We start from the raw sequence: 18,530 nt of genomic DNA on the forward strand, positions 1-18,530 counted from the left end.
CGGTGGAGCGGGGATCAGGACGCGTACACCTCGAACTCGGAGAGCTGGCCCGCGGGCCAGCCGGTGTTCGCCGTGAACGTCAGCCGCAGATAGCGGGTGGTGGTTCCGGCGGGCAGCGTGATGCTCGCGCTGTTGCCGCTCGCCGGGTTGAAGGTGTAGCCCGCGGGGCCCTTGAGGGTGCTCCACGAGGAGTTGTCGGCGCTGCCGAGCACGCTCAGGGTCTGCGTGCGGGTGGCCCAGGCCGACGGCGGCGGGAGCTTGAGGACGATCCGGCCGGCCGCGGTCGCCGCGCCCAGGTCGACGGTCACCGACTGCGGGAAGGCGTTGCTCGCGCTCTCCCAGTAGCTGGCCGAGTTCCCGTCGTTGGCGTTGCGGGCCGCGTAGACGTCATTGCTGCTGGTGGCGCTGATGTTCTTGCCCGCGGCCAGGTTGCTGTTGGCCGGCGGGGTGGTCGGGGGAGTGGTGGGCGGAGTCGTCGGCGGCGTACCGGTGAGGCGGACCTCCAGCTCGGAGAGCTGGGCGGCCGGCCAGCCGGTGTTGGCCGAGACGGTCACCCGGACATAGCGCACATTCGCCGTGGTGAAGCCGGCGGTGACGGTGTTCGCAGCGCCCGGGTCGAAGGCGTACGCCTTCGGCGCGGCCAGCTGGCTGAAGTTCGTTCCGTCGGCGGAGCCGAGGACCGCGATGTTCTGCGAGCGCGACTCCCAGCCCGGCGGCAGCTTGAACGTCACGCTGTCGACGCCGGTGGCCGCGCAGAGGTCGACGGTCAGCGACTGCGGGAACGCGTTGTTGTTGCTCTCCCAGTAGCTGCCGGCGTTGCCGTCGACGGCGTTCGCCGCGCTGTAGCTGCCGTTGGCGCTGGTGGCGGTGACGGGCTTGCCCTGCGCGAGGTTGCCGGTGCCCGGGACGCAGGCCGGCGGGGTGGTCGGGGGAGTGGTCGGCGGCGTCGTGGGCGGGGTGGTCGGCGGGTTCGAGGGGTCCGACGGGATGCCGCCGTTGGTCCAGATCGGGGCGGGCCAGTTGCCGGTGCAGGTGGAACCGGTGTTCCAGCCCGAGTTCCCGCCGCCGTCGACGATCACGAAGCTCGGGCCGACGCAGTTGTGGATCGGGGTGGCCGCCTGGCCGATGTGCTTGGCCGTGACATTGGTGAACTTCATGGTGGCCTGCACCTGGGCCTGGATGGCATAGGTCCCGGCGCCGTCGATGGTGATGTTGGTGAAGTTGACGCCGCTGACGCCGCCCTCGATGGTCTGGATCGCCTCGTAGGAGCTGTCCAGGATGTCGGTGTCGGTGATGTTGATGACCGCGCCGCTGATGGCCTCGTTGAGACCGTCGAACCAGATCGCGCCGACTCCGAAGTTCCAGTTGAAGTCGCTGTTGCCGGTTCTGATCAGGGTGTTGCGGGCCGCGGTGATGGTGCCCGCGACGGCGGTGCCGTTCCCGGACGTGACCCCTGGGTAGCGGTTGGCGATGTGCAGGCCGCCGCCGTTGGAGATGGTGTCCGCCATCACGTTGTCGGAGATCGTGAAGTTCTTGCCGCCGTAGGTGACGATGTTGTTCGCCAGGATCGGCAGGATCACCGTGTTGTGGGTGAAGGAGTCGCCGACGTTCGCGACCCGCTCCGGCCAGGACGCCAGCCCGTCGTCACCGAGGTTGCGCAGGAAGGTGTTGGTGACGGTGGAGTTGGTCACCCCGGTGTGGAAGTTCACGCCGTCCGCGGTCTGGTCCAGAATGCGGCTGTTCTTGATGGTGAAGTTGTCCATCGGGCCGTCCATCCAGGCACCGACCTTGGTGTGCTGGATCCACAGGTTGTCGACCACGGAGTTGGACATCGCGCCGCCGAGGGCGTTGACCTGGTCGTCGTCCGAGCGCTCGCGGATGTCGCCGATGATGGCGAAGTCCTTGAGGGTGACGTTCCGGCTCGGCCCGTTGGCCTCCTGCGGCCGCACCCCGCCGGTGTAGCCGCCGCCGGGGACGTACTTGCCGTAGATGCCCGCGGCGCGGTTGCGGTTCACCGGGTCGCGCCCGCCGAGCACGCTGTACCAAGGCCCCGCGCCGGCCAGGGTGACCCCGTCGACGACCACGTGGTCGTAGAGCGTGAAGTTGCCCTGCGGGATGTAGACGGTCCTGCCCTGGGCCTGGCCGGCGTTGACCGCGGCCTGGAACTTGGCGGTGGAGTCGGCGGCGCCGGTCGGGTCCGCGCCGAAGTCGGCGACCACGTCGAGCGCGCCGGCCGGCTTGGCTATCGGGGCCGCGACCTGCTCGAAGTCGGCCAGGTCGATGGTGAAGGTGGGGGAGGCGGCGGTCGAGGCCACCTGCAGCCGGATCTTCGTCCCGGCCGGCAGCGTCGAGCCGAGCAGGGTCCGGGTCTCGTCGTAGAAGTGGTGCGGGTTGGTGTCGCCCGGGTTGTTGTTGAACGGGTAGCCGCCGTAGTACCAGCTGTACTTGGAGGTCACCGGCACGCTCTTCAGCGTGGAGCCGTTGACCTTCAGGTCGATGGCCGCGTCCCGCCCGGCGCCGTTCGACGTGTCGGGCAGGCTGTAGCGGAACGACATGGCGTTCGCGGGGGCGCTCAGCGTGAACTCGACGTACTGCCCGACCGCGTTCAGTGTGACGGCCTGCCGGCCCTGCGCCTCGGACGGCAGATTGCCGTACAGCCGGTCCGGCCCGATCACCGTGCCGTTGGTGGCGGCGTACTCCGCCTCCTGCTCCTTGAACGGCACGACCGCGCCACGGTTCGGAACATCCAGGGGCGACAGCGCGGCGACGCCCGCCGCGTGCGCGGCGGGCGCGGTGGCGAGGCCCACCCCGGTCAGCGCGGCGGCCGCGCTGACGACGAGGGAGACGATCGCGGTGGTACTGCGCCTGAGGCGGGGACTTGGGGGTGCATGCATCACAGAGGCACGTCCTTGCAGGTCGAAGGTGGGGGGCGGGAGGCGCGCGTTGCGGCTGCGCTTCGGGCACGTGTCGTGGGGGTTTCGGCCGGGCGTGGGAGAGACTACGAGCACCCCTGCAGCAAGTCCATAAGTCAGCGCAATATTGCGACGATCGATTGCAAGGAAGAGCTAGACCCATGGCACAAAAGGGCGTCGAAGGGCAGCGCGGGAGACCCGGAGGTCGGAAGCACGCGCTGCGACAGCCGTTTCCGCGGCGGTGGGGACCCGTTATCGGGTGACGAAGGCCTTGATGCCGTCGAGCAGGCGGCGCAGCCCGAACTCGAAGATCGTGTCGAGGCTGATCTCCAGGTCGTGGCGCCCGGCGAGGGAGGAGTACATGGGGAACCGGCCCGACGCCACGATGGCCTGCATCGCCGCGTCGTTGGCGTCCAGATACTGCTGGCTGGTGATCCCGGTGGCGTGCTCGGCCTCCGCCTCGGCCTCCAGGTTCACCGCGGTGCCCCGGGCGTAGTTCACCATCGTGACCGCCACATGGATCATGTCGGCCGGATCGAGGTGGTCCAGTGCGCGCATGACCACTCGACGACGGCCATCGCGTTGGGCACCAGCGGTGGCCTGGTCGTCGACATCACCTGCGCCAGCCACGGGTGGCGGCGGTACATCGCCCACTGCAGCCGGGTGCCCTGCTCCAGCCGGTCCCGCCAGCCGGACGGTCCCGGCTCGGGCAGTTCGCCCCGGCCGGCCGCCTCGTCGGCCATCAGCACGACGAGCACAGCGTCCGCGAGACCCTGGGCAGCGCCCAGGCGGTGGCCGCGCAGCTGCCCGGCCGGACCGGTGACGCCGTACTGGGCGCGGCGCGCGACGCGTTCGTCGGCGGACTGCACGCCGCCGCCGTCGGCGCCGCGGTGGTGTGCGCCGCGGCGGCCGTCCTCGCGCTGTACGCGCTGCGGGACGTGCCGGCCGCGTCGCCCACCACCGTGGCGGATCCGGAAGCGGGTCAGCCGCGCGGGTACACCGAGGAGAGTACGGACGGCAGCGCGTACCAGTCGGCGGTCACCAGGCTGCCGTGACGCGCGGCGACCTGAGCGGCCTTGGCCTTCGCCTCGGCCTCCGTCGGATGGGTGCCGTCGATGGCGGGCGCCACCTTGTTCACGTCCGTCATCACCACGATGTAGTGCCGGCTGTCGTACCAGGCGGTGTCGATCCCACCGTCCACATAGGCGGCGGCGTCACCGTCGAAGAACACGAACCACGGACGGAGCGTCGCGTCCGGGTAGCGGGAGGTCCGCGGGTCGGCCGCCGCGGCGCCGTGCACGGCGGGGAAGGCGGCCGCCTGGGGCAGCGTTCCGGCTGCGGCGAGGTTCCGCAGCCGCGTCGCGTACTCCTTGTCGGTCCACAGGCTGTCGAAGGGGTTGCTCTCCTCGACGGTGCCGGGTATCAGGTCGACGAGGAACTTGCCCGCCAGCGCCGCCCGCGTCGGCCAGGCGCCCGCGAGCGCCGCCGCGTCGAGGGTGCCGTGCCCGCCCACCAGGTCCGCCGGGCGGTACAGGGCGTTGCCGAGCTTGCTGCCCACCAGGGCGTCGAACTCGTCGGGGCCCAGGCCGCCCTTGTCGTTGAAGCCGTCCTTCATCTCCACCTTGAGCAGCACCGGGGCGTGTCCGGGGTGCGCGTCGCTCCACGCCTTGATGTCGGCGAGGCAGCCCTCGAAGCTCTGGTTGACCGGCTTGACGCGCAGCTGGGAGGCGTTGGCGGCGTTCTCGCAGTTGTTGTCGTTGCCGAAGGGGTTGCTGTGCGAGACCCGGAACTTCGCGCCGCCCAGCGCATTGGTCCAGACGTCCAGTTCCAGCAGCGCGGCACCGGAGTCCAGCGCATCGGCGAAGTACGGGTACTTGGCCTTGTCGTACGCGTTGTGCACACCCACCCCGGTGCTGCCGGAGTAGGGGAGGGTGTCGGTGCCCGCCGCCTGCGATCCGGTCGGGACGAGAAGGGTCAGTGCCGCCGCCGCGGCGAGTGCCGCCGCTGCCGATGTGCGTCCGAACATGCGCATGAGCCGCCTCCCATAAAGAGCAAGTGGGAAGCAGGTTAGGGGAGTTGCACTGCCACAGGGTGATCGCGGGACGACGGGAGGTGAACTACTCGGTCCCGGCGGCCAACGAGGACGCCGCTAACCCGTGATGTCCACGATGAAGTTGTCAAAGATGTGCGCACCCGGCCGGCCGCCGGTCTCGGTGAGAGCCTTCCGCAGTGCCGTCAGCTGACCGGTGGTCAGCTGCAGCGGTGGCTCGTCCGGCTGGTACGTGGTGCCGCGCGGATACGCGTCGCCGGGAGTGGTGGTCATCTCGATGTGGCAGCCCAGGATGTGGCTCACCGGGCGGGTGGCGCAGAAGTCGAGCAGCCGGTCGACGGTGGCGGTGAACGCGGCGGTGTCCTGGACGTAGAGCATGCCCGGGTAGAAGGAGTCGCCGGTCAGCAGCAGACCGGTGGCCCGGTCGTAGAGGACGACGGCCGCCTCCTGGTGGCCGGGGCCCGGGATCACGTCCAGGACGCGGCCGCCGCCGAGGTCCAGTTCGGCCCGGGTGTCCGGCCAGCCCGTCAGGCCGAAGAAGTCGATGACGTCCGCCAGGCCGGGTCCCACCACGGTGGTGTCCGGGCGGCCGGTGAACTGGCCGTCGGCCGCGATGTGGTCGCCGTGCCCGTGCGTGTGGGCGACCAGCAGCCCGTAGCCCGGCCGCGGATGGCGTACCAGCCAGTCGTCGATCGCCGCGTCGACCGTGCGGCGCAGCGGGAAGTACCGCTCGTCCGCGGTGGCCCCGGTGTCCAGCAGCAGGGCCCGGTCCGCGCCGAGGAACAGGAAGACGAACGGCGCCTCGAAGTGCACCGACATGTTCTGCCGCAGGATCAGCGTGTGCTCGTCGTACGCGTGCACCTGGATCTCCGGCGCGGGGTCGTGCTTCGCCGACGGCCAGCCGGCGTGCCACCGGACGTCGAGGTCTCCCGGCCCGGCCGGCCCGCTGAAGTCGTTCATGGGGCGACGCTACAGGGCGCCCGCCGGGGTGCCCATGCCCGCTGCCACGGCCAGCCGGCCGAAGGAGTCGAGCAGTTCCGCGCGGTCGAAGGTACTGGTGGTCAGCAGGATCTCGTCGGCGCCGGTGCGGCCCACGAGAGCGCCGAGCGCCGCGGCCACCTCGTCCCCGGTCCCGTGGAGCTGGCCCTCCAGCGCCGCGTCGAAGTACGAGCGCTCACGCGCTGACATGTCCAGCGCCTCCACCTCCGCCGTCGGCAGGAGCGGCGGGAAGGCCCCATGGGTGCGGGAGTACGCGCTCGACCAGGCCTCGGACAGCAGCAGCCGGCGCGCGGCCGCCGGTGTCGCGGCGGCCGCGGCGCCGGCGGACACCACGACGTACGGCTCCGCCGACCAGGCGGAGGCACGGAAACCGTCCCGGTACCGCTCGATGGCGCGCAGCATCGGGTCCTCGCCGCGGACGGCGCCGATCACCAGCGGCAGCCCCAGCGCCGCCGCGTGATCGGCCCCGGAGCCGGTGGCCAGCACGAACGCGGGCGGCCGCAGGCCCTCGGCGGGCCAGGCGTGCACCTCGGGGTGCACCCGCTGCTCGCCGGTGAACCAGCCGAGCAGCTCCGTCAGCTGCGCGCCGAAGTCCTCGGCGGCCTCCTTGTCGCGGCCCAGCGCCCGCCGGATGCCGTCGGTGAACCCGACCGACCGGCCCAGGCCCATGTCGACGCGCCCGGGGAAGAGCGCCTCCAGGACGCCGAACTGCTCCGCCACCACGAGCGGCCGGTGATTGGGCAGCATCACGCCGCCCGTCCCGACCCGGATCCGCGAGGTGGCGGCCGCGACGGCCGCCGCCAGCACGGTCGGTGCCGAACCGGCCACTCCGGGCACACTGTGGTGCTCCGAGACCCAGAACCGGTGGTAACCGAGCGTCTCGGCCTGCCGGGCGAAGCGGACGGTGTCCCGCAGCGCCTGGGAGTGGCTCTGTCCCTGGCGGGTGCGCGACCGGTCCAGGATGGACAACGGGGTGTCTCGGAGTGCTGATGTCACCTTCGGTTCAACGCCGTGGATCACTGAGGATTCCCGGCCCGGATCCGCCGTCCGGCCCCCGGTGGCGCGGCGCCGGTGCCGAATGCGGGTTCATACGCGAAAATGGGGCAAACGATCAGGACAGCCGAGCCCCAGGAGGCATTGCCGTGCCGATCGCGACCGTGAACCCGGCGACGGGCGAGACGCTCAGGACGTTCGAGGCCCTCGGGACCGCCGGGGTAGAGGAGAAGCTCGCCCTGGCCGAAGCCGCCTTCCGCCAGTACCGCACCACCTCCTTCGGCGAGCGCGCCGAGCTGATGCGCCGCGCGGCCGCGCTGCTGGAGGAGGAGGGCGATGACATCGCCCGCACCATGACCACCGAGATGGGCAAGACGCTGGTCGCCGCCCGCGCGGAGGCCGCCAAGTGCGCCAAGGCCATGCGCTGGTACGCGGAGCGCGCCGAGGCCCTGCTGGCCGACGAGCACCCGGAGCCGGCCGACGTCAAGGACTCCGGTGGCGCGCGCGCCTATGTGCGCTACCGCCCGCTGGGCGTGGTGCTGGCCGTCATGCCGTGGAACTTCCCGCTCTGGCAGGTGGTCCGGTTCGCCGCGCCGGCCCTGATGGCGGGCAACACCGGCCTGCTCAAGCACGCCTCCAACGTTCCGCAGACCGCGCTGTACCTGGGCGACCTGTTCCACCGCGCGGGATTCCCCGAGGGGTGCTTCCAGACACTGCTGATCGGATCCGGCGCCGTCGAGGGGATCCTGCGCGACCCGCGGATCGTGGCGGCGACCCTGACCGGCAGCGAGCCGGCCGGCCGCGCGGTGGCCGCGACCGCCGGTGACGTCGTCAAGCACACGGTCCTGGAACTCGGCGGCAGCGACCCGTTAGTGGTCATGCCGTCCGCCGACATCGCGCGGGCCGCGAAGACCGCGGTCACCGCCCGGGTGCAGAACAACGGGCAGTCCTGCATCGCGGCCAAGCGCTTCATCGTGCACGCCGACGTGTACGACGAGTTCGCCGCGCTCTTCACCGAGACGATGGCCGCGCTGCGGATCGGCGACCCGATGGACGAGTCCACCGATGTCGGGCCGCTCGCCACCGAACAGGGCCGGGACGACCTGGAGGAACTCGTCACCGACGCCGAGAAGCTCGGCGCGACGGCGCTCTGCGGCGGGCAGCGTCCCGCGTCACAGGCGGCGGGCTGGTTCTACGAGCCGACGGTGCTCGCGGGGATCACCGAGCGGATGCGCATCCATCACGAGGAGGCGTTCGGCCCGGTGGCCACCCTCTACAAGGCCGCGGACCTCGACGAGGCGGTGCGGCTGGCCAACGACACGCCCTTCGGCCTCAGCTCCAACGTCTGGACCCGGGACGAGGCCGAACAGGAGCGCTTCGTACGGGACCTGGAGGCGGGCGGCGTCTTCTTCAACGGGATGACCGCCTCCCACCCGGCCATGCCGTTCGGCGGGGTGAAGCGCTCCGGCTACGGACGCGAGCTGTCCGGGCACGGCATCCGCGAGTTCTGCAACATCACCACGGTGTGGCACAGCGCGGCCTCCTGACCGCCGGCCGATCCGTCCGTGACCCCCGGTGCCCCTGTGGCGCCGGGGGTCACTGCTGAGCGGGTGCGGACATGACACCTGGGGCGGTGTCGGGATGCGGGAGGGGCGGGTGTATGGTCCGCGTCTCGCACATGCGCGGCTGAACGGGGCTGCCGCCAAGGGATGTTCATGGAGGATTCATGCAGATAAAGCACCACGGCCGGGTTCGTACCGGTGCGATAGCCGCTGTCAGTTTCGCGGCACTTGTCGGAACGGGCGTTCTCGCCACTCCGGCATCGGCGCACACGCCGGTCTGGTCGGTCACCTGCGACAAGGTCACCGTCGACCTCACGCAGTACAACACCAAGGTCGAGAACACCGTCACGATCACCGTGGACGGCAAGGACCTGCTGGCGACGACCAGCTTCAAGAGCTCCTTCCACAAGACGCTGGACCTGGCGAAGCACGGTCAGGACGTGTCCGTGCACCTCGTCGTCAAGGCGGGCGACACGTCGGACAAGCACAACTTCGACAAGGACGAGACCAAGACGGTCGCTCCCTGCAAGGGTGACGAGTCCACCCCGCCCAAGACTCCGCCCACCACGGCGCCGTCCACGAAGCCGTCCACCCCGCCGGCCACGCCGACGTCGAGCGCGCCCGTCGTCAAGCCGAGCCAGTCCACCCCGCCGACCAACCTGGCGGAGACCGGTGGTTCCAGCTCCACGCCGATCATCGGTGGCATCGCCGCGGCCGTCGTGGCCGCCGGTGCGGGCCTGCTCTTCATGAACCGCAAGCGCCGCTCCTCGCACAGCTGATCCACCAGTTCCCACCCGCAGGCGGAATCCCCGTAGCGCGTCGGAGGGCCCGTGCTCCTGGACTGTCCAGGAGCACGGGCCCTTCTCGTCAGGCCTTCCCATCAGGCCTTTTCGTCGGGCCTCTTCGTCAGCCGGCCGCCTGACGGGACGACTTCGGCTGCCGGGGCCCGCCCGGCGCGGCCGGTGCGAAGTGCATGTACGACTTCTCCTGGAAGCGCTCAGCGATACGCCAGGCGCCGCCGACGCGGACGAATGCGTCGATGTACCACATACCGCAGTGCAGTACCCCGCCGTCCGCCGCGCCCTGGTCGCCGGGCAGGACCAGCGGGTTGTGGCACATGGTGCGGCCGGTCGCGGTGTCGCCGTCGAGCCGGATCGAGGCGTTGCCCAGGAGGTGCTGGTAGGCGGGGAACCGCCCCATCACGGAGCCGAGGAAGTCCTTGATCTCCGGGAGGGTGCCGCGTGGCCCGCCGGTCGCGGTGTAGTCGATGACGGCGCCCGCGGCGAACACCTCGTCGAGCAGGTCCCATTGCCGGGTGTCGACGGCGTGGCAGTAGTCGACCATCAGGTCCTGTATCTCCAGCCGGTCGGAGATTTCGGTGAGCGTCAGCATGCGGCTCCCGGTACTTCGCGGCCCCCGAGGGGCCGTTGGGCGGTCGGAACCGCCATGGATCGCACGGGCCGTTCGAGAAGTCAAGGGGGCGGCCGTCCGGGGCCCTCTGCCGCGGTGTCTGTGAATACGCGGGGAATCCCACGGCCGGTTCGAGGCCGGCCGTGGAGGCGACCGTAGGATCGGACCATGGATCTTCGACTGCCGCGGCGCAAGCGGTTGCTCACCGGCGCGGTGGTGCTCGCCCTGCTCGGTGGCGCCGGAACGTGGGCGGTGGCGTCGTCGGCCGCCTCGTCCGGCGCCGCCGTGCACCAGGAGGACGCGATGCTCCCCGGGCAGGGGGAGCGGCTCGACACGTCGTTCTTCACCTCCGGCGGGACGCAGCGCCGCCCCGCCGTGCTGCTCGGACACGGCTTCGGCGGCAGCAAGGACGACATGCGCGACCAGGCCGAGGACCTGGCCCGCCGGGGCTACGCCGTGCTCACCTGGTCCGCCCGCGGCTTCGGGAAGTCCACCGGCACCATCGGCCTCAACGCGCCGGACGGTGAGGTCGCCGATGTGAGCCGGCTCGTCGACTGGCTCGCCAAGCGGCCCGAGGTACGGCTCGACGCGGCGGGCGACCCCCGGGTCGGGGTCGCCGGGGCGTCCTACGGCGGGGCGATCTCGCTGCTCGCCGCGGGGTACGACCGGCGGATCGACGCCATCGCCCCGCAGATCACCTACTGGAACCTCGCCGACTCGCTCTTCCCCGGCGACGTCTACAAGAAGCTCTGGGCCGGGATCTTCTTCTCCAGCGGCGCACGGGCCGGCGATCCGGCGTGCGGACGCTTCGCGCCGGCCGTCTGCGCCATGTACCAGCGCGTGGCCGTCGCCGGGAAGCCCGACGCGGACGCCCGCGCCATGCTGGACAAGCTCAGCCCGTCCGCCGTCGCGGACCGCATCAAGGTGCCGACCCTGATCGTGCAGGGCCAGAGCGACTCGCTCTTCCCGCTCGGCCAGGCCGACGCCATGGCGAAGGCGATCACCGCGAACGGCGCGCCCGTCGACGTCGACTGGATCTCCGGCGGCCACGACGGCGGCGACCTGGAGACCGCCCGGGTGGACGGCCGCGTCGCCGCCTGGTTCGACCGCTACCTCAAGGGCGACACCTCGGCCGGCACCGGACCGGCCTTCCGGGTGACCCGCACCGGCGGGGTGAACTCCACCGACGGCCGCGCCGTGTTGCGCGGCGCGACCGCGGACCGCTACCCGGGCCTGGCCGGCACCTCGTCCCGTACGGTCCCGCTCACCGGCGGCGAGCAGACCATCGCCAACCCCGCGGGCGGCAGCCCGCCCGCGATCTCCTCGCTCCCGGGCATCGGCGGCCTCTCCCAGCTGGCCGGCCTCGGCGCCGGCATCTCGCTGGACTTCCCCGGCCAGTCGGCGCACTTCGACTCGGCCCCGCTCGCCTCCGGGATCCGCGTCACCGGCTCGCCCACCGTCACCGTGCGCGTCAGGACCGCGGCGGACGACGCGGTCCTCTTCGCGAAGCTCTACGACGTCTCCGCGGACGGCCGCCAGTCGCTGCCCGCGCAACTCGTCACCCCGGTACGCGTCGGCGGTTCGGCCGGCGGCAGCAGCGTGGAGCTGCGGCTGCCCGCCGTCGACCACCAGTTCGCGGCCGGCCACCGGCTGCGCCTCGTCCTGGCCAGTACCGACCTCGCCTACGCCTCACCGGCCCCGGCCGCCACGTACACGGTCTCGCTCACCGCTCCCGCGCTGACGCTGCCGACCGCCCCCGGGGTCGCCACCGCGGCCGCCGGGCTGCCGTGGTGGACCTGGGGCATGCCGCTCGGCGCGGCCGTCGTCGCCGCGCTGCTGCTCCTCACCGGCCGCCGCCGGGTGCGGACCCCGGCCCCCGACCCGGCGCTGTCCGGGGTACCGCTGCAGATCACCGACCTGAGCAAGAAGTACGCCAAGTCCGCCGACCGCTACGCCGTCCGCGATCTGACGTTCCGTGTCGAACGCGGCCAGGTGCTCGGACTCCTCGGCCCCAACGGCGCCGGAAAGACCACCACACTGCGGATGCTGATGGGGCTGATCCGTCCCGACGGCGGCGAGATCCGGGTCTTCGGCGAGGCCATCAGGCCCGGTGCGCCGGTGCTGTCCCGGGTCGGCTCGTTCGTCGAGGGCGCGGGCTTCCTGCCGCACCTGTCGGGGCGCGCCAACCTCGACCTGTACTGGCAGGCGACCGGCCGGCCCGCGCAGGACGCGCACTTCGAGGAGGCGCTGGAGATCGCCGGCCTCGGCGACGCGCTGCGCCGGGCGGTCCGCACCTACTCGCAGGGCATGCGGCAGCGGCTCGCCATCGCGCAGGCGATGCTCGGCATGCCGGACCTGCTGATCCTGGACGAGCCGACCAACGGCCTCGACCCGCCGCAGATCCGCGAGATGCGCGAGGTGCTCATCCGGTACGCGGCCGAGGGCCGCACCGTGATCGTCTCCAGCCATCTGCTCGCCGAGGTCGAGCAGAGCTGCACCCACCTCGTCGTGATGGACCGCGGACGGCTGATCACCGCGGGCCCGGTCGGGCAGATCACCGGCTCCGCCGACACCCTGCTCGTCGGGGTCGAGGGCGAACTGCCCGAAGGGGTCCTGGAGAAGGTCGCCGAGCTGCCGGGGCTCTCCGGCGCGGTGCGCGGCGACGACGGCCTGCTCATCGCCCTCGACGGGATGACCGTCCCGCAACTCCTCGTCGAACTCGTCCGGCTGGACGTCCCGGTCACGCGGGTCGGACCGCAGCGCCGCCTGGAGGACGCCTTCCTCACCCTCATCGGAGGCAACGCATGAGCGCCACCGCCCCGGCACCTTCCCCGGCCTCCGCTCCCGCCACCTCCACGGCCCCCGGCTACCACCCGCGGCGCACCCTGCCGCTGCGGGTGGAGGCGATGCGGCAGTTGCGGCGGCGGCGCACCCTCGTGGTCGGCGCGGTGCTCGCCGCACTGCCCTTCATCCTCATCGCGGCCTTCGCCATCGGCGGCCAGCCCGACGGCAGCGACAGCCGCAACGGGCCCTCCCTCATCGACACCGCGACCGCCTCCGGCGCCAACTTCGCCGCCACCTGCCTGTTCGTCTCTGCGGGCTTCCTGCTGGTGGTGCCGGTGGCGCTGTTCTGCGGCGACACCATCGCCTCGGAGGCCAGCTGGTCCTCGCTGCGCTATCTGCTGGCCGCGCCGGTGCCCCGGATGCGGCTGCTCACCAGCAAGTTCCTGGTGGCGCTCGGCTTCAGCGCGGCGGCGATGCTCCTACTGCCCGTCGTCGCCCTCGCGGCCGGCACCGTCGCCTACGGCTGGGGCGATCTGCAGATTCCCACCGGCGGATCCCTGCCCTCCGCCACGGCGCTGCCGCGGCTGGGCATCGTCATCACGTTCATCTTCGTCAGCCAGCTGGTCACCGCGGCGCTCGCCTTCTGGCTCTCGACGATCACCGACGCCCCGCTGGGCGCCGTCGGCGGAGCCGTCGGGCTCACCATCGTCGGCAACGTCCTGGACGCCGTCACCGCGCTCGGCTCCTGGCGCGATCTGCTCCCCGCCCACTGGCAGTACTCCTGGGCCGACGCCCTCCAGCCGCACCTCGAATGGTCCGGCATGATCCAGGGCGCCGCGGTCTCCGTCTCCTACGCCCTGGTGCTGACGGCCCTCGCCTTCCGCGGATTCCGGACGAAGGACGTCGTGTCCTGAGCGGCAGGGCCCCGGCGGGCGGTGCCGTTCGTCCAGTGCTGGGCGGGAGTTCACCGGAACGTGGAGCCGCGTTGGGCCGGACCGCAGAGCCTTGGGGCGCTTGACGTACTGGCGTTCTGGGGAGGTCCGATGGCTCTGCGTTCCTCGGTCGTCGCCGTCGGCCGGGACCGGCTGCTCGTCGAGGAGCGCACCGACAAGGCGGCCCGGCTGCAGCTGGTCACGCTGCGCGGCCGGGACAACGTCCTCGGCCGGTCCTGGGACGACCCCGCGACCGCGCCCTCGCTGGAGCAGCTCGCCGACCCGGCCGCGGCCGGAGTGCCGGTCCTGGCGAAGAAGCTCGTCGTGGACCTGAACACGGTCCCGGGCGTGCCGCAGAAGATCGAGGGCGTCGCCGTCGTCGACCGCTCCACGCTCGTCCTGATCAACGACAACGACTTCGGCATGACGGACGGCCCGGGAGCGTTCGACGCCGCCGGACGCCTGGTCGACAGCGGTGTGCGGACTACCCTGGTACGTGTACGGCTGGACCGGCCGCTGCCCTGGTGAGCCGGATCCGGGAACCAGGACGGACCACTGGGCGTTCTTCCTGACAAGCGCGGCATGTGCCGCGGACGGAGGCGGGGAAGATGTCCAATCGTGCGAAGCTCGCCATCGGCGGAGTGGGCATAGGGATCGTCCTGCTGATTCTGGGCGTCCCCTTCTGGCTCGCACTGCTGGTGGTCATCGGTGTTCCGGTGGCCGCGTATCTGACGCTCGATCCCTCGCAGCGGCGTCGGCTCAAGAGGATCTCCCGCCGGGAAATAGGCCGCTGACCTGCCCCTCGCCGAGAGTAGGGTGATCGTGGAATCATCCACCGGTCGAGGGGGCAACGGCTCATGGGCGGGACGGTCACGGCGGTCAGCCGCAGTGCGGAGCACCACTTCACCAAGCCGAACGAGGAGAGCATCCGGCTGCTCGCCGGTCTCGGTGTGGAGGGCGACGCCCACTTGGGCGTGACGGTCCAGCACCGGTCCCGCGTCGCCCAGGACCCGACACAGCCCAACCTGCGCCAGGTCCATCTGATCCACGCCGAGCTCTTCGACGAGCTGCGGACCGCCGGTTACGACATCGCCCCCGGCGACCTGGGCGAGAACATCACCACCCGTCAGCTGGACCTGCTCGGCCTGCCGGTCGGCGCCCGGCTGCGGCTCGGTGCGGAGGCGGTCGTCGAGATCACCGGACTGCGCAACCCGTGCCTGCAGATCGAGCATTTCCGCACCGGCCTGCTCAAGGAAGTCGTCTTCCGCGACGAGGCGGGCGAGCTGATCCGCAGGGCCGGGATCATGGGCATCGTGCTCTCCGAGGGCGAGGTGCACCCCGGCGACCCGATCGAGGTCGAGCTGCCCGAGGGCCCGCACCGGCCGCTGGAGCGTGTGTGACATGGCGGAAGCGGAAACGGCCGGAACGGCCGCCGGCGCCCGGTCCGTCGAGGACCTGATCGAGTACGCCCGGCCCGGCCGGCGCGTCAAGTACGTCCACTTCTGGGGCCATCAGCCGCAGCGCGACGGCAGCGTCGGCGCCGGTTGCTTCAGCCAATGGTGGCCGTCGCCCTTCACCGTGAACGGCGTCGAGTACGCCACCGCCGAGCACTGGATGATGGCCGGCAAGGCCCGCCTCTTCGGCGACGCGGAGGCGGAGCGCGCCGCCGTGACGGCCGTTCACCCCAAGGCCGCCAAGGCCGCGGGGCGTTCGGTGCGCGGTTTCGACGACGCGACCTGGCAGCGGGAGCGCTTCGAGCTCGTCGTCGAGGGCAGCGTGGCCAAGTTCGGGCAACACCCCGAACTGCGCGACTACCTGCTCGGCACGAACGAGCGGGTGCTCGTCGAGGCCAGTCCGCTCGACCGGATCTGGGGCATCGGACTGGCCGGAGACGACGAACGCGCCCAGGACCCGGCCCGCTGGCGCGGCCTCAACCTGCTCGGCTTCGCGCTCATGGAGGCCCGTACCCGGCTCGCGGCGGATCCGGCGCACCCGTCGGACGCTCGGACCTGACGGCTACGGGTCGGTGACGGGGGCGCTGCCGTCGTCGTTCCCGTCGTCGGTCTCCGCCTCGGTGGCGGCGGGCCCGAGATGGCCGGCCGCCGACCGGCCGGCGGCCGCGACGCGTACGTAGTCCTCGATGGCGGCGTCGAGACCCACGTCGTGCTGGGCCTGCTCGGACAGGAACCAGCGGTGCTCCAGGAGCTCGTGGAACACCTGGGCGGTGTCCAGGGAGGCCCGCAGCTCCTGCGGGACCGCCCGGACCGTCGGCCGGAAGACCTCGCGGACCCAGCGGTGCGCGAGGACCTCAGGACGCGCGCCGAGCGGGTCGCCCGGCGTGTAGTCGTCCTGCGAGGCCATCCAGGTCTCCAGGTCGTTCAGGAGGCTGCGCGCCTGGTTCTCCTCGGCGTCCATGCCGGTCAGCCGCAGCAACTGCCGCTGGTGGTGGCCCGCGTCGACGACCTTGGGGAGGAACGTGACGGCGTCGCCGTCCGGCGACCGCTGGATCTGCATCTCGGCCACGTCGAAGCCGAGTTCGTTCAGGCGGCGGATGCGCCGGTCGATGTAGTGCCGCTTGCCGACCGGATAGACCGACTCCCGGGTCAGCTCGTGCCACAGCTCCTCGTACCGGTCGGCGATCGCCTGGCCGAACAGGACCGGGTCGACCGACGGGTGCAGCGAGCCGCCCGCCTCCAGGTCCATCAGCTCGCCCGAGATGTTCACCCGGGCGACCTCGATGTCGTACTCGCGCTGCCCGCGCGTCAGCTTCGGCTGGATCTGGCCGGTCTCGGCGTCCACCAGATAGGCGGCGTACGCTCCGGCGTCCCGCCGGAAGAGCGTGTTGGAGAGGCTGCAGTCGCCCCACGCGAAGCCGGTCAGATGCAGCCGGACCAGCAGCACGGCCAGGGCGTCGAGGAGCCTGCTGACGGTGCCGGGCCGCATCGTCGTCTCGAACATCGACCGGTAGGGCAGCGAACCGTTGAGGTGCCGGGTGATCAGTACCGGCTCCAGCGGCTCCCCGTCCGCGCTGGTGCGGCCGGTCACCACCGCGACCGGGTCGACCGCGGGTATCGCCATCCGGTCGAGATCGCGCAGCAGCCCGTACTCGCGCACGGCGGCCCACTCGCCGACCTCCTTCACCGCGACGACCTCGTCGCCGGCGCGGGCGAACCGCACCACATGGCGCGAGATGCCGCGCGGCAGGGCGACCAGGTACTCGTCGGGCCACTCCTCCAGCGGGATGCCCCAGGGCAGGTCGAGGAGGGCCGCCGGGTGTTCGGGCGCGGTCGCGGTGATCTGCAGCTCCATGACGCACCAGTGTGCGGCAGCCTCGGCGCGCCCGGACAGGCGGGTCGGGGAAACTCTCGGGGGCCGGGTTCCGTTGAGTGATCATGCGGTGGCGCGGGTCGCGGTGGCCGCGGAGGCTGACAAGGAGCGTGGGAGACATGGCGGAACGACTGGTCGTCATCGGCGGGGACGCGACAGGGATGTCGGCCGCCTCGCAGGCACGCCGGCGCCGGGGCCCCGACGACCTGGAGATCATCGCCTTCGAGCGCGGTCATCACACGTCCTACTCGGCCTGCGGCATCCCGTACTGGATCGGTGGCGAGGTCGACGGGGCGGACGCGCTGGTCGCGCGGACCGCCGCCGAGCACCGCGAGCGCGGGATCGACCTGCGGCTCGGCACCGAGGCCGTCGGGATCGACCTCGACCGGCGGCGGGTGCGCACCCGGGAAGTGGCGGGCGGCGCCGAGTCCTGGACCGGGTTCGACCAGCTCGTCATCGCCACCGGCGCCGTCCCCACCCGGCCGCGGATTCCCGGCATCGACGCGGACGGGGTGCACGGCGTGCAGACCCTGGACGACGGTGAGGCCGTGCTGCGCACCCTGGAACGCGGCGGCGCACGGCGGGCCGTGGTCGTCGGAGGCGGCTACATCGGCGTCGAGATGGCCGAGGCCATGATCCGCCGCGGGCTGGAGGTCACCATGGTCGACCGGGGCGAGCAGCCGATGTCCACGCTCGACCCCGACATGGGCCGGCTCGTGCGCGCGGCGATGGAGGGCATGGGCATCGAGGTGGTGTCCGGCGCGGAGGTGCGCAAGGTGCTCACCGGGGACGACGGCCGGGTGCGGGCGGTCGCGACCGAGGACGCCGAGTACCCGGCCGACGTCGTGGTGCTCGGGCTCGGCGTCCGGCCCAACACCGCGCTCGCCCGGGGCGCGGGCCTCGCCCTCGGCGAGCACGACGGGCTGCTCACCGACCTGGCGATGCGGGTGCACGGCGCGGAGGGCGTCTGGGCCGGCGGCGACTGCGTCGAGGTCCTCAACCTGGTCTCCGGCACCCACCAGCACATCGCGCTGGGCACGCACGCGAACAAGCACGGACGGGTCATCGGCATCAACATCGGCGGCGGGTACGCCACCTTCCCCGGCGTCGTCGGTACCGCGGTCAGCAAGGTCTGCGACGTCGAGATCGCCCGCACCGGTCTGAAGGAGTCGCAGGCGCGGGCCGCGGGGCTGCGCTTCGTCACCGCCGTCATCGAGTCCAGCAGCCGGGCCGGTTACTACCCGGGAGCCGCGACCATGACGGTCAAGATACTCGCGGAACTCCGCACAGGGCGGCTGCTCGGTCTGCAGATCGTCGGACGCGAGGGCGCGGCCAAGCGCGTCGACATCGGCGCCGTCGCCCTCACCGCGGGCATGACCGTCGACGGGATGACAGCGCTCGACCTCGGCTACGCGCCGCCGTTCTCTCCCGTCTGGGACCCGGTGCTGGTCGCGGCGCGCAAGGCCGCCGACAAGGTGGAGGCGGAACTGCGGGGGCACTGAGGTGCTGGTTGAGGGCGCTGGAGTATCGACATATCGATGCCGGTGGGGTGGCTCGGTGT

17 protein-coding genes and 1 pseudogene are annotated in these 18,530 nt (G+C 71.9%); 10 read left to right on the top strand and 8 right to left on the bottom strand.

Features of this window, described 5'->3' with window-relative positions:
• Positions 1–14: 14 nt before the first annotated feature.
• From G3I60_RS17715 to G3I60_RS46420, 3 genes are all read right to left on the bottom strand, one after another.
• A complete protein-coding gene (locus G3I60_RS17715; RefSeq protein ID WP_164607428.1) occupies positions 15–2,894 on the bottom strand; it encodes a discoidin domain-containing protein in 2,880 nt (959 codons plus the stop codon).
• Between the two features lie 270 nt (positions 2,895–3,164).
• Positions 3,165–3,470 (bottom strand): TetR/AcrR family transcriptional regulator C-terminal domain-containing protein, encoded by a 306-nt coding sequence (locus G3I60_RS46415; RefSeq protein WP_164294305.1) that lies wholly within the window; start codon positions 3,468–3,470, stop codon positions 3,165–3,167.
• Positions 3,434–3,670 carry a TetR/AcrR family transcriptional regulator C-terminal domain-containing protein gene (locus tag G3I60_RS46420; RefSeq protein WP_164294304.1) on the bottom strand — a complete coding sequence of 79 codons (237 nt, stop codon included), beginning with the start codon at positions 3,668–3,670 and terminating at the stop codon, positions 3,434–3,436. Before G3I60_RS46420 ends, G3I60_RS46415 begins: the two co-directional genes overlap by 37 nt.
• Positions 3,671–3,703: 33 nt before the next feature.
• Here G3I60_RS46420 and G3I60_RS17730 point away from each other — a divergent pair, with 33 nt between their 5' ends.
• Entirely contained in the window at positions 3,704–3,967 is a 264-nt protein-coding gene (locus G3I60_RS17730; RefSeq protein ID WP_138353071.1) for a hypothetical protein, read from the top strand.
• Here the strand turns inward: G3I60_RS17730 and G3I60_RS17735 are convergent.
• The 3 genes from G3I60_RS17735 to G3I60_RS17745 all read right to left on the bottom strand — a co-directional run bounded on the left by G3I60_RS17735 (position 3,895) and on the right by G3I60_RS17745 (position 6,957).
• A complete protein-coding gene (locus G3I60_RS17735) occupies positions 3,895–4,944 on the bottom strand; it encodes a phosphatidylinositol-specific phospholipase C domain-containing protein (protein WP_239069951.1) in 1,050 nt (349 codons plus the stop codon). The genes G3I60_RS17730 and G3I60_RS17735 overlap by 73 nt on opposite strands.
• Before the next feature lie 117 nt (positions 4,945–5,061).
• Positions 5,062–5,922 (bottom strand): MBL fold metallo-hydrolase, encoded by an 861-nt coding sequence (locus G3I60_RS17740; protein WP_138353072.1) that lies wholly within the window; start codon positions 5,920–5,922, stop codon positions 5,062–5,064.
• Between the two features lie 9 nt (positions 5,923–5,931).
• Positions 5,932–6,957 (bottom strand): MsnO8 family LLM class oxidoreductase, encoded by a 1,026-nt coding sequence (locus tag G3I60_RS17745; protein ID WP_164607432.1) that lies wholly within the window; start codon positions 6,955–6,957, stop codon positions 5,932–5,934.
• A 146-nt stretch (positions 6,958–7,103) separates the two neighbouring features.
• Here G3I60_RS17745 and G3I60_RS17750 point away from each other — a divergent pair, with 146 nt between their 5' ends.
• A complete protein-coding gene (locus G3I60_RS17750; protein ID WP_164607434.1) occupies positions 7,104–8,501 on the top strand; it encodes an NADP-dependent succinic semialdehyde dehydrogenase in 1,398 nt (465 codons plus the stop codon).
• Positions 8,502–8,680: 179 nt separating this feature from the next.
• The gene (locus G3I60_RS17755) at positions 8,681–9,295 is read left to right on the top strand and encodes an LAETG motif-containing sortase-dependent surface protein (RefSeq protein ID WP_164294299.1); all 615 of its coding nucleotides are present in this window, start codon (positions 8,681–8,683) and stop codon (positions 9,293–9,295) included.
• A gap of 127 nt (positions 9,296–9,422) precedes the next feature.
• Here G3I60_RS17755 and G3I60_RS17760 read toward each other — a convergent pair whose 3' ends face one another.
• Positions 9,423–9,908 (bottom strand): nuclear transport factor 2 family protein, encoded by a 486-nt coding sequence (locus G3I60_RS17760; protein ID WP_164294298.1) that lies wholly within the window; start codon positions 9,906–9,908, stop codon positions 9,423–9,425.
• Between the two features lie 186 nt (positions 9,909–10,094).
• Here G3I60_RS17760 and G3I60_RS17765 point away from each other — a divergent pair, with 186 nt between their 5' ends.
• The 6 genes and pseudogenes from G3I60_RS17765 to G3I60_RS17790 all read left to right on the top strand — a co-directional run bounded on the left by G3I60_RS17765 (position 10,095) and on the right by G3I60_RS17790 (position 15,655).
• Positions 10,095–12,734 (top strand): alpha/beta fold hydrolase, encoded by a 2,640-nt coding sequence (locus tag G3I60_RS17765; protein WP_203673217.1) that lies wholly within the window; start codon positions 10,095–10,097, stop codon positions 12,732–12,734.
• Positions 12,731–13,624: an ABC transporter permease gene (locus tag G3I60_RS17770; RefSeq protein WP_164294297.1), complete on the top strand. Its 894-nt coding sequence runs from the start codon at positions 12,731–12,733 to the stop codon at positions 13,622–13,624. Before G3I60_RS17765 ends, G3I60_RS17770 begins: the two co-directional genes overlap by 4 nt.
• A gap of 141 nt (positions 13,625–13,765) precedes the next feature.
• Positions 13,766–14,170: pseudogene (locus G3I60_RS17775) on the top strand (esterase-like activity of phytase family protein); the annotation flags it as partial.
• A gap of 80 nt (positions 14,171–14,250) precedes the next feature.
• On the top strand, positions 14,251–14,436 hold the full coding sequence (locus G3I60_RS17780; RefSeq protein ID WP_138353079.1) for a hypothetical protein: 186 nt from the start codon (positions 14,251–14,253) through the stop codon (positions 14,434–14,436).
• A 63-nt stretch (positions 14,437–14,499) separates the two neighbouring features.
• Entirely contained in the window at positions 14,500–15,042 is a 543-nt protein-coding gene (locus tag G3I60_RS17785) for an MOSC domain-containing protein (protein ID WP_164607437.1), read from the top strand.
• Between the two features lies 1 nt (position 15,043).
• Positions 15,044–15,655: an NADAR family protein gene (locus G3I60_RS17790; RefSeq protein ID WP_164607439.1), complete on the top strand. Its 612-nt coding sequence runs from the start codon at positions 15,044–15,046 to the stop codon at positions 15,653–15,655.
• A 3-nt stretch (positions 15,656–15,658) separates the two neighbouring features.
• Here the strand turns inward: G3I60_RS17790 and G3I60_RS17795 are convergent, their stop codons facing one another.
• Positions 15,659–16,951, bottom strand: coding sequence for a DUF4032 domain-containing protein (locus tag G3I60_RS17795; RefSeq protein ID WP_164607441.1), 1,293 nt, complete (start codon positions 16,949–16,951; stop codon positions 15,659–15,661).
• Between the two features lie 137 nt (positions 16,952–17,088).
• Between G3I60_RS17795 and G3I60_RS17800 the strand changes: the two genes are divergently transcribed.
• Positions 17,089–18,471 (top strand): FAD-dependent oxidoreductase, encoded by a 1,383-nt coding sequence (locus tag G3I60_RS17800; protein WP_164607443.1) that lies wholly within the window; start codon positions 17,089–17,091, stop codon positions 18,469–18,471.
• The last annotated feature ends 59 nt before the right edge of the window (positions 18,472–18,530 follow it).

Source organism: Streptomyces sp. SID13666 (assembly GCF_010548325.1).
Classification (GTDB): domain Bacteria; phylum Actinomycetota; class Actinomycetes; order Streptomycetales; family Streptomycetaceae; genus Actinacidiphila; species Actinacidiphila fildesensis.

Bases quoted from the DNA above. Each gene is read 5' to 3' on its own strand.
- G3I60_RS17715 (WP_164607428.1), bottom strand. From the start codon at position 2,894: ATGCATGCACCCCCAAGTCCCCGCCTCAGGCGCAGTACCACCGCGATC.
- G3I60_RS17790 (WP_164607439.1), top strand. From the start codon at position 15,044: ATGGCGGAAGCGGAAACGGCCGGAACGGCCGCCGGCGCCCGGTCCGTC.
- G3I60_RS17735 (WP_239069951.1), bottom strand. From the start codon at position 4,944: ATGCGCATGTTCGGACGCACATCGGCAGCGGCGGCACTCGCCGCGGCG.
- G3I60_RS17795 (WP_164607441.1), bottom strand. From the start codon at position 16,951: ATGGAGCTGCAGATCACCGCGACCGCGCCCGAACACCCGGCGGCCCTC.
- G3I60_RS17755 (WP_164294299.1), top strand. From the start codon at position 8,681: ATGCAGATAAAGCACCACGGCCGGGTTCGTACCGGTGCGATAGCCGCT.
- G3I60_RS17780 (WP_138353079.1), top strand. From the start codon at position 14,251: ATGTCCAATCGTGCGAAGCTCGCCATCGGCGGAGTGGGCATAGGGATC.
- G3I60_RS17800 (WP_164607443.1), top strand. From the start codon at position 17,089: ATGGCGGAACGACTGGTCGTCATCGGCGGGGACGCGACAGGGATGTCG.
- G3I60_RS17785 (WP_164607437.1), top strand. From the start codon at position 14,500: ATGGGCGGGACGGTCACGGCGGTCAGCCGCAGTGCGGAGCACCACTTC.
- G3I60_RS17740 (WP_138353072.1), bottom strand. From the start codon at position 5,922: ATGAACGACTTCAGCGGGCCGGCCGGGCCGGGAGACCTCGACGTCCGG.
- G3I60_RS46415 (WP_164294305.1), bottom strand. From the start codon at position 3,470: ATGCGCGCACTGGACCACCTCGATCCGGCCGACATGATCCATGTGGCG.
- G3I60_RS17760 (WP_164294298.1), bottom strand. From the start codon at position 9,908: ATGCTGACGCTCACCGAAATCTCCGACCGGCTGGAGATACAGGACCTG.
- G3I60_RS17770 (WP_164294297.1), top strand. From the start codon at position 12,731: ATGAGCGCCACCGCCCCGGCACCTTCCCCGGCCTCCGCTCCCGCCACC.
- G3I60_RS17765 (WP_203673217.1), top strand. From the start codon at position 10,095: ATGGATCTTCGACTGCCGCGGCGCAAGCGGTTGCTCACCGGCGCGGTG.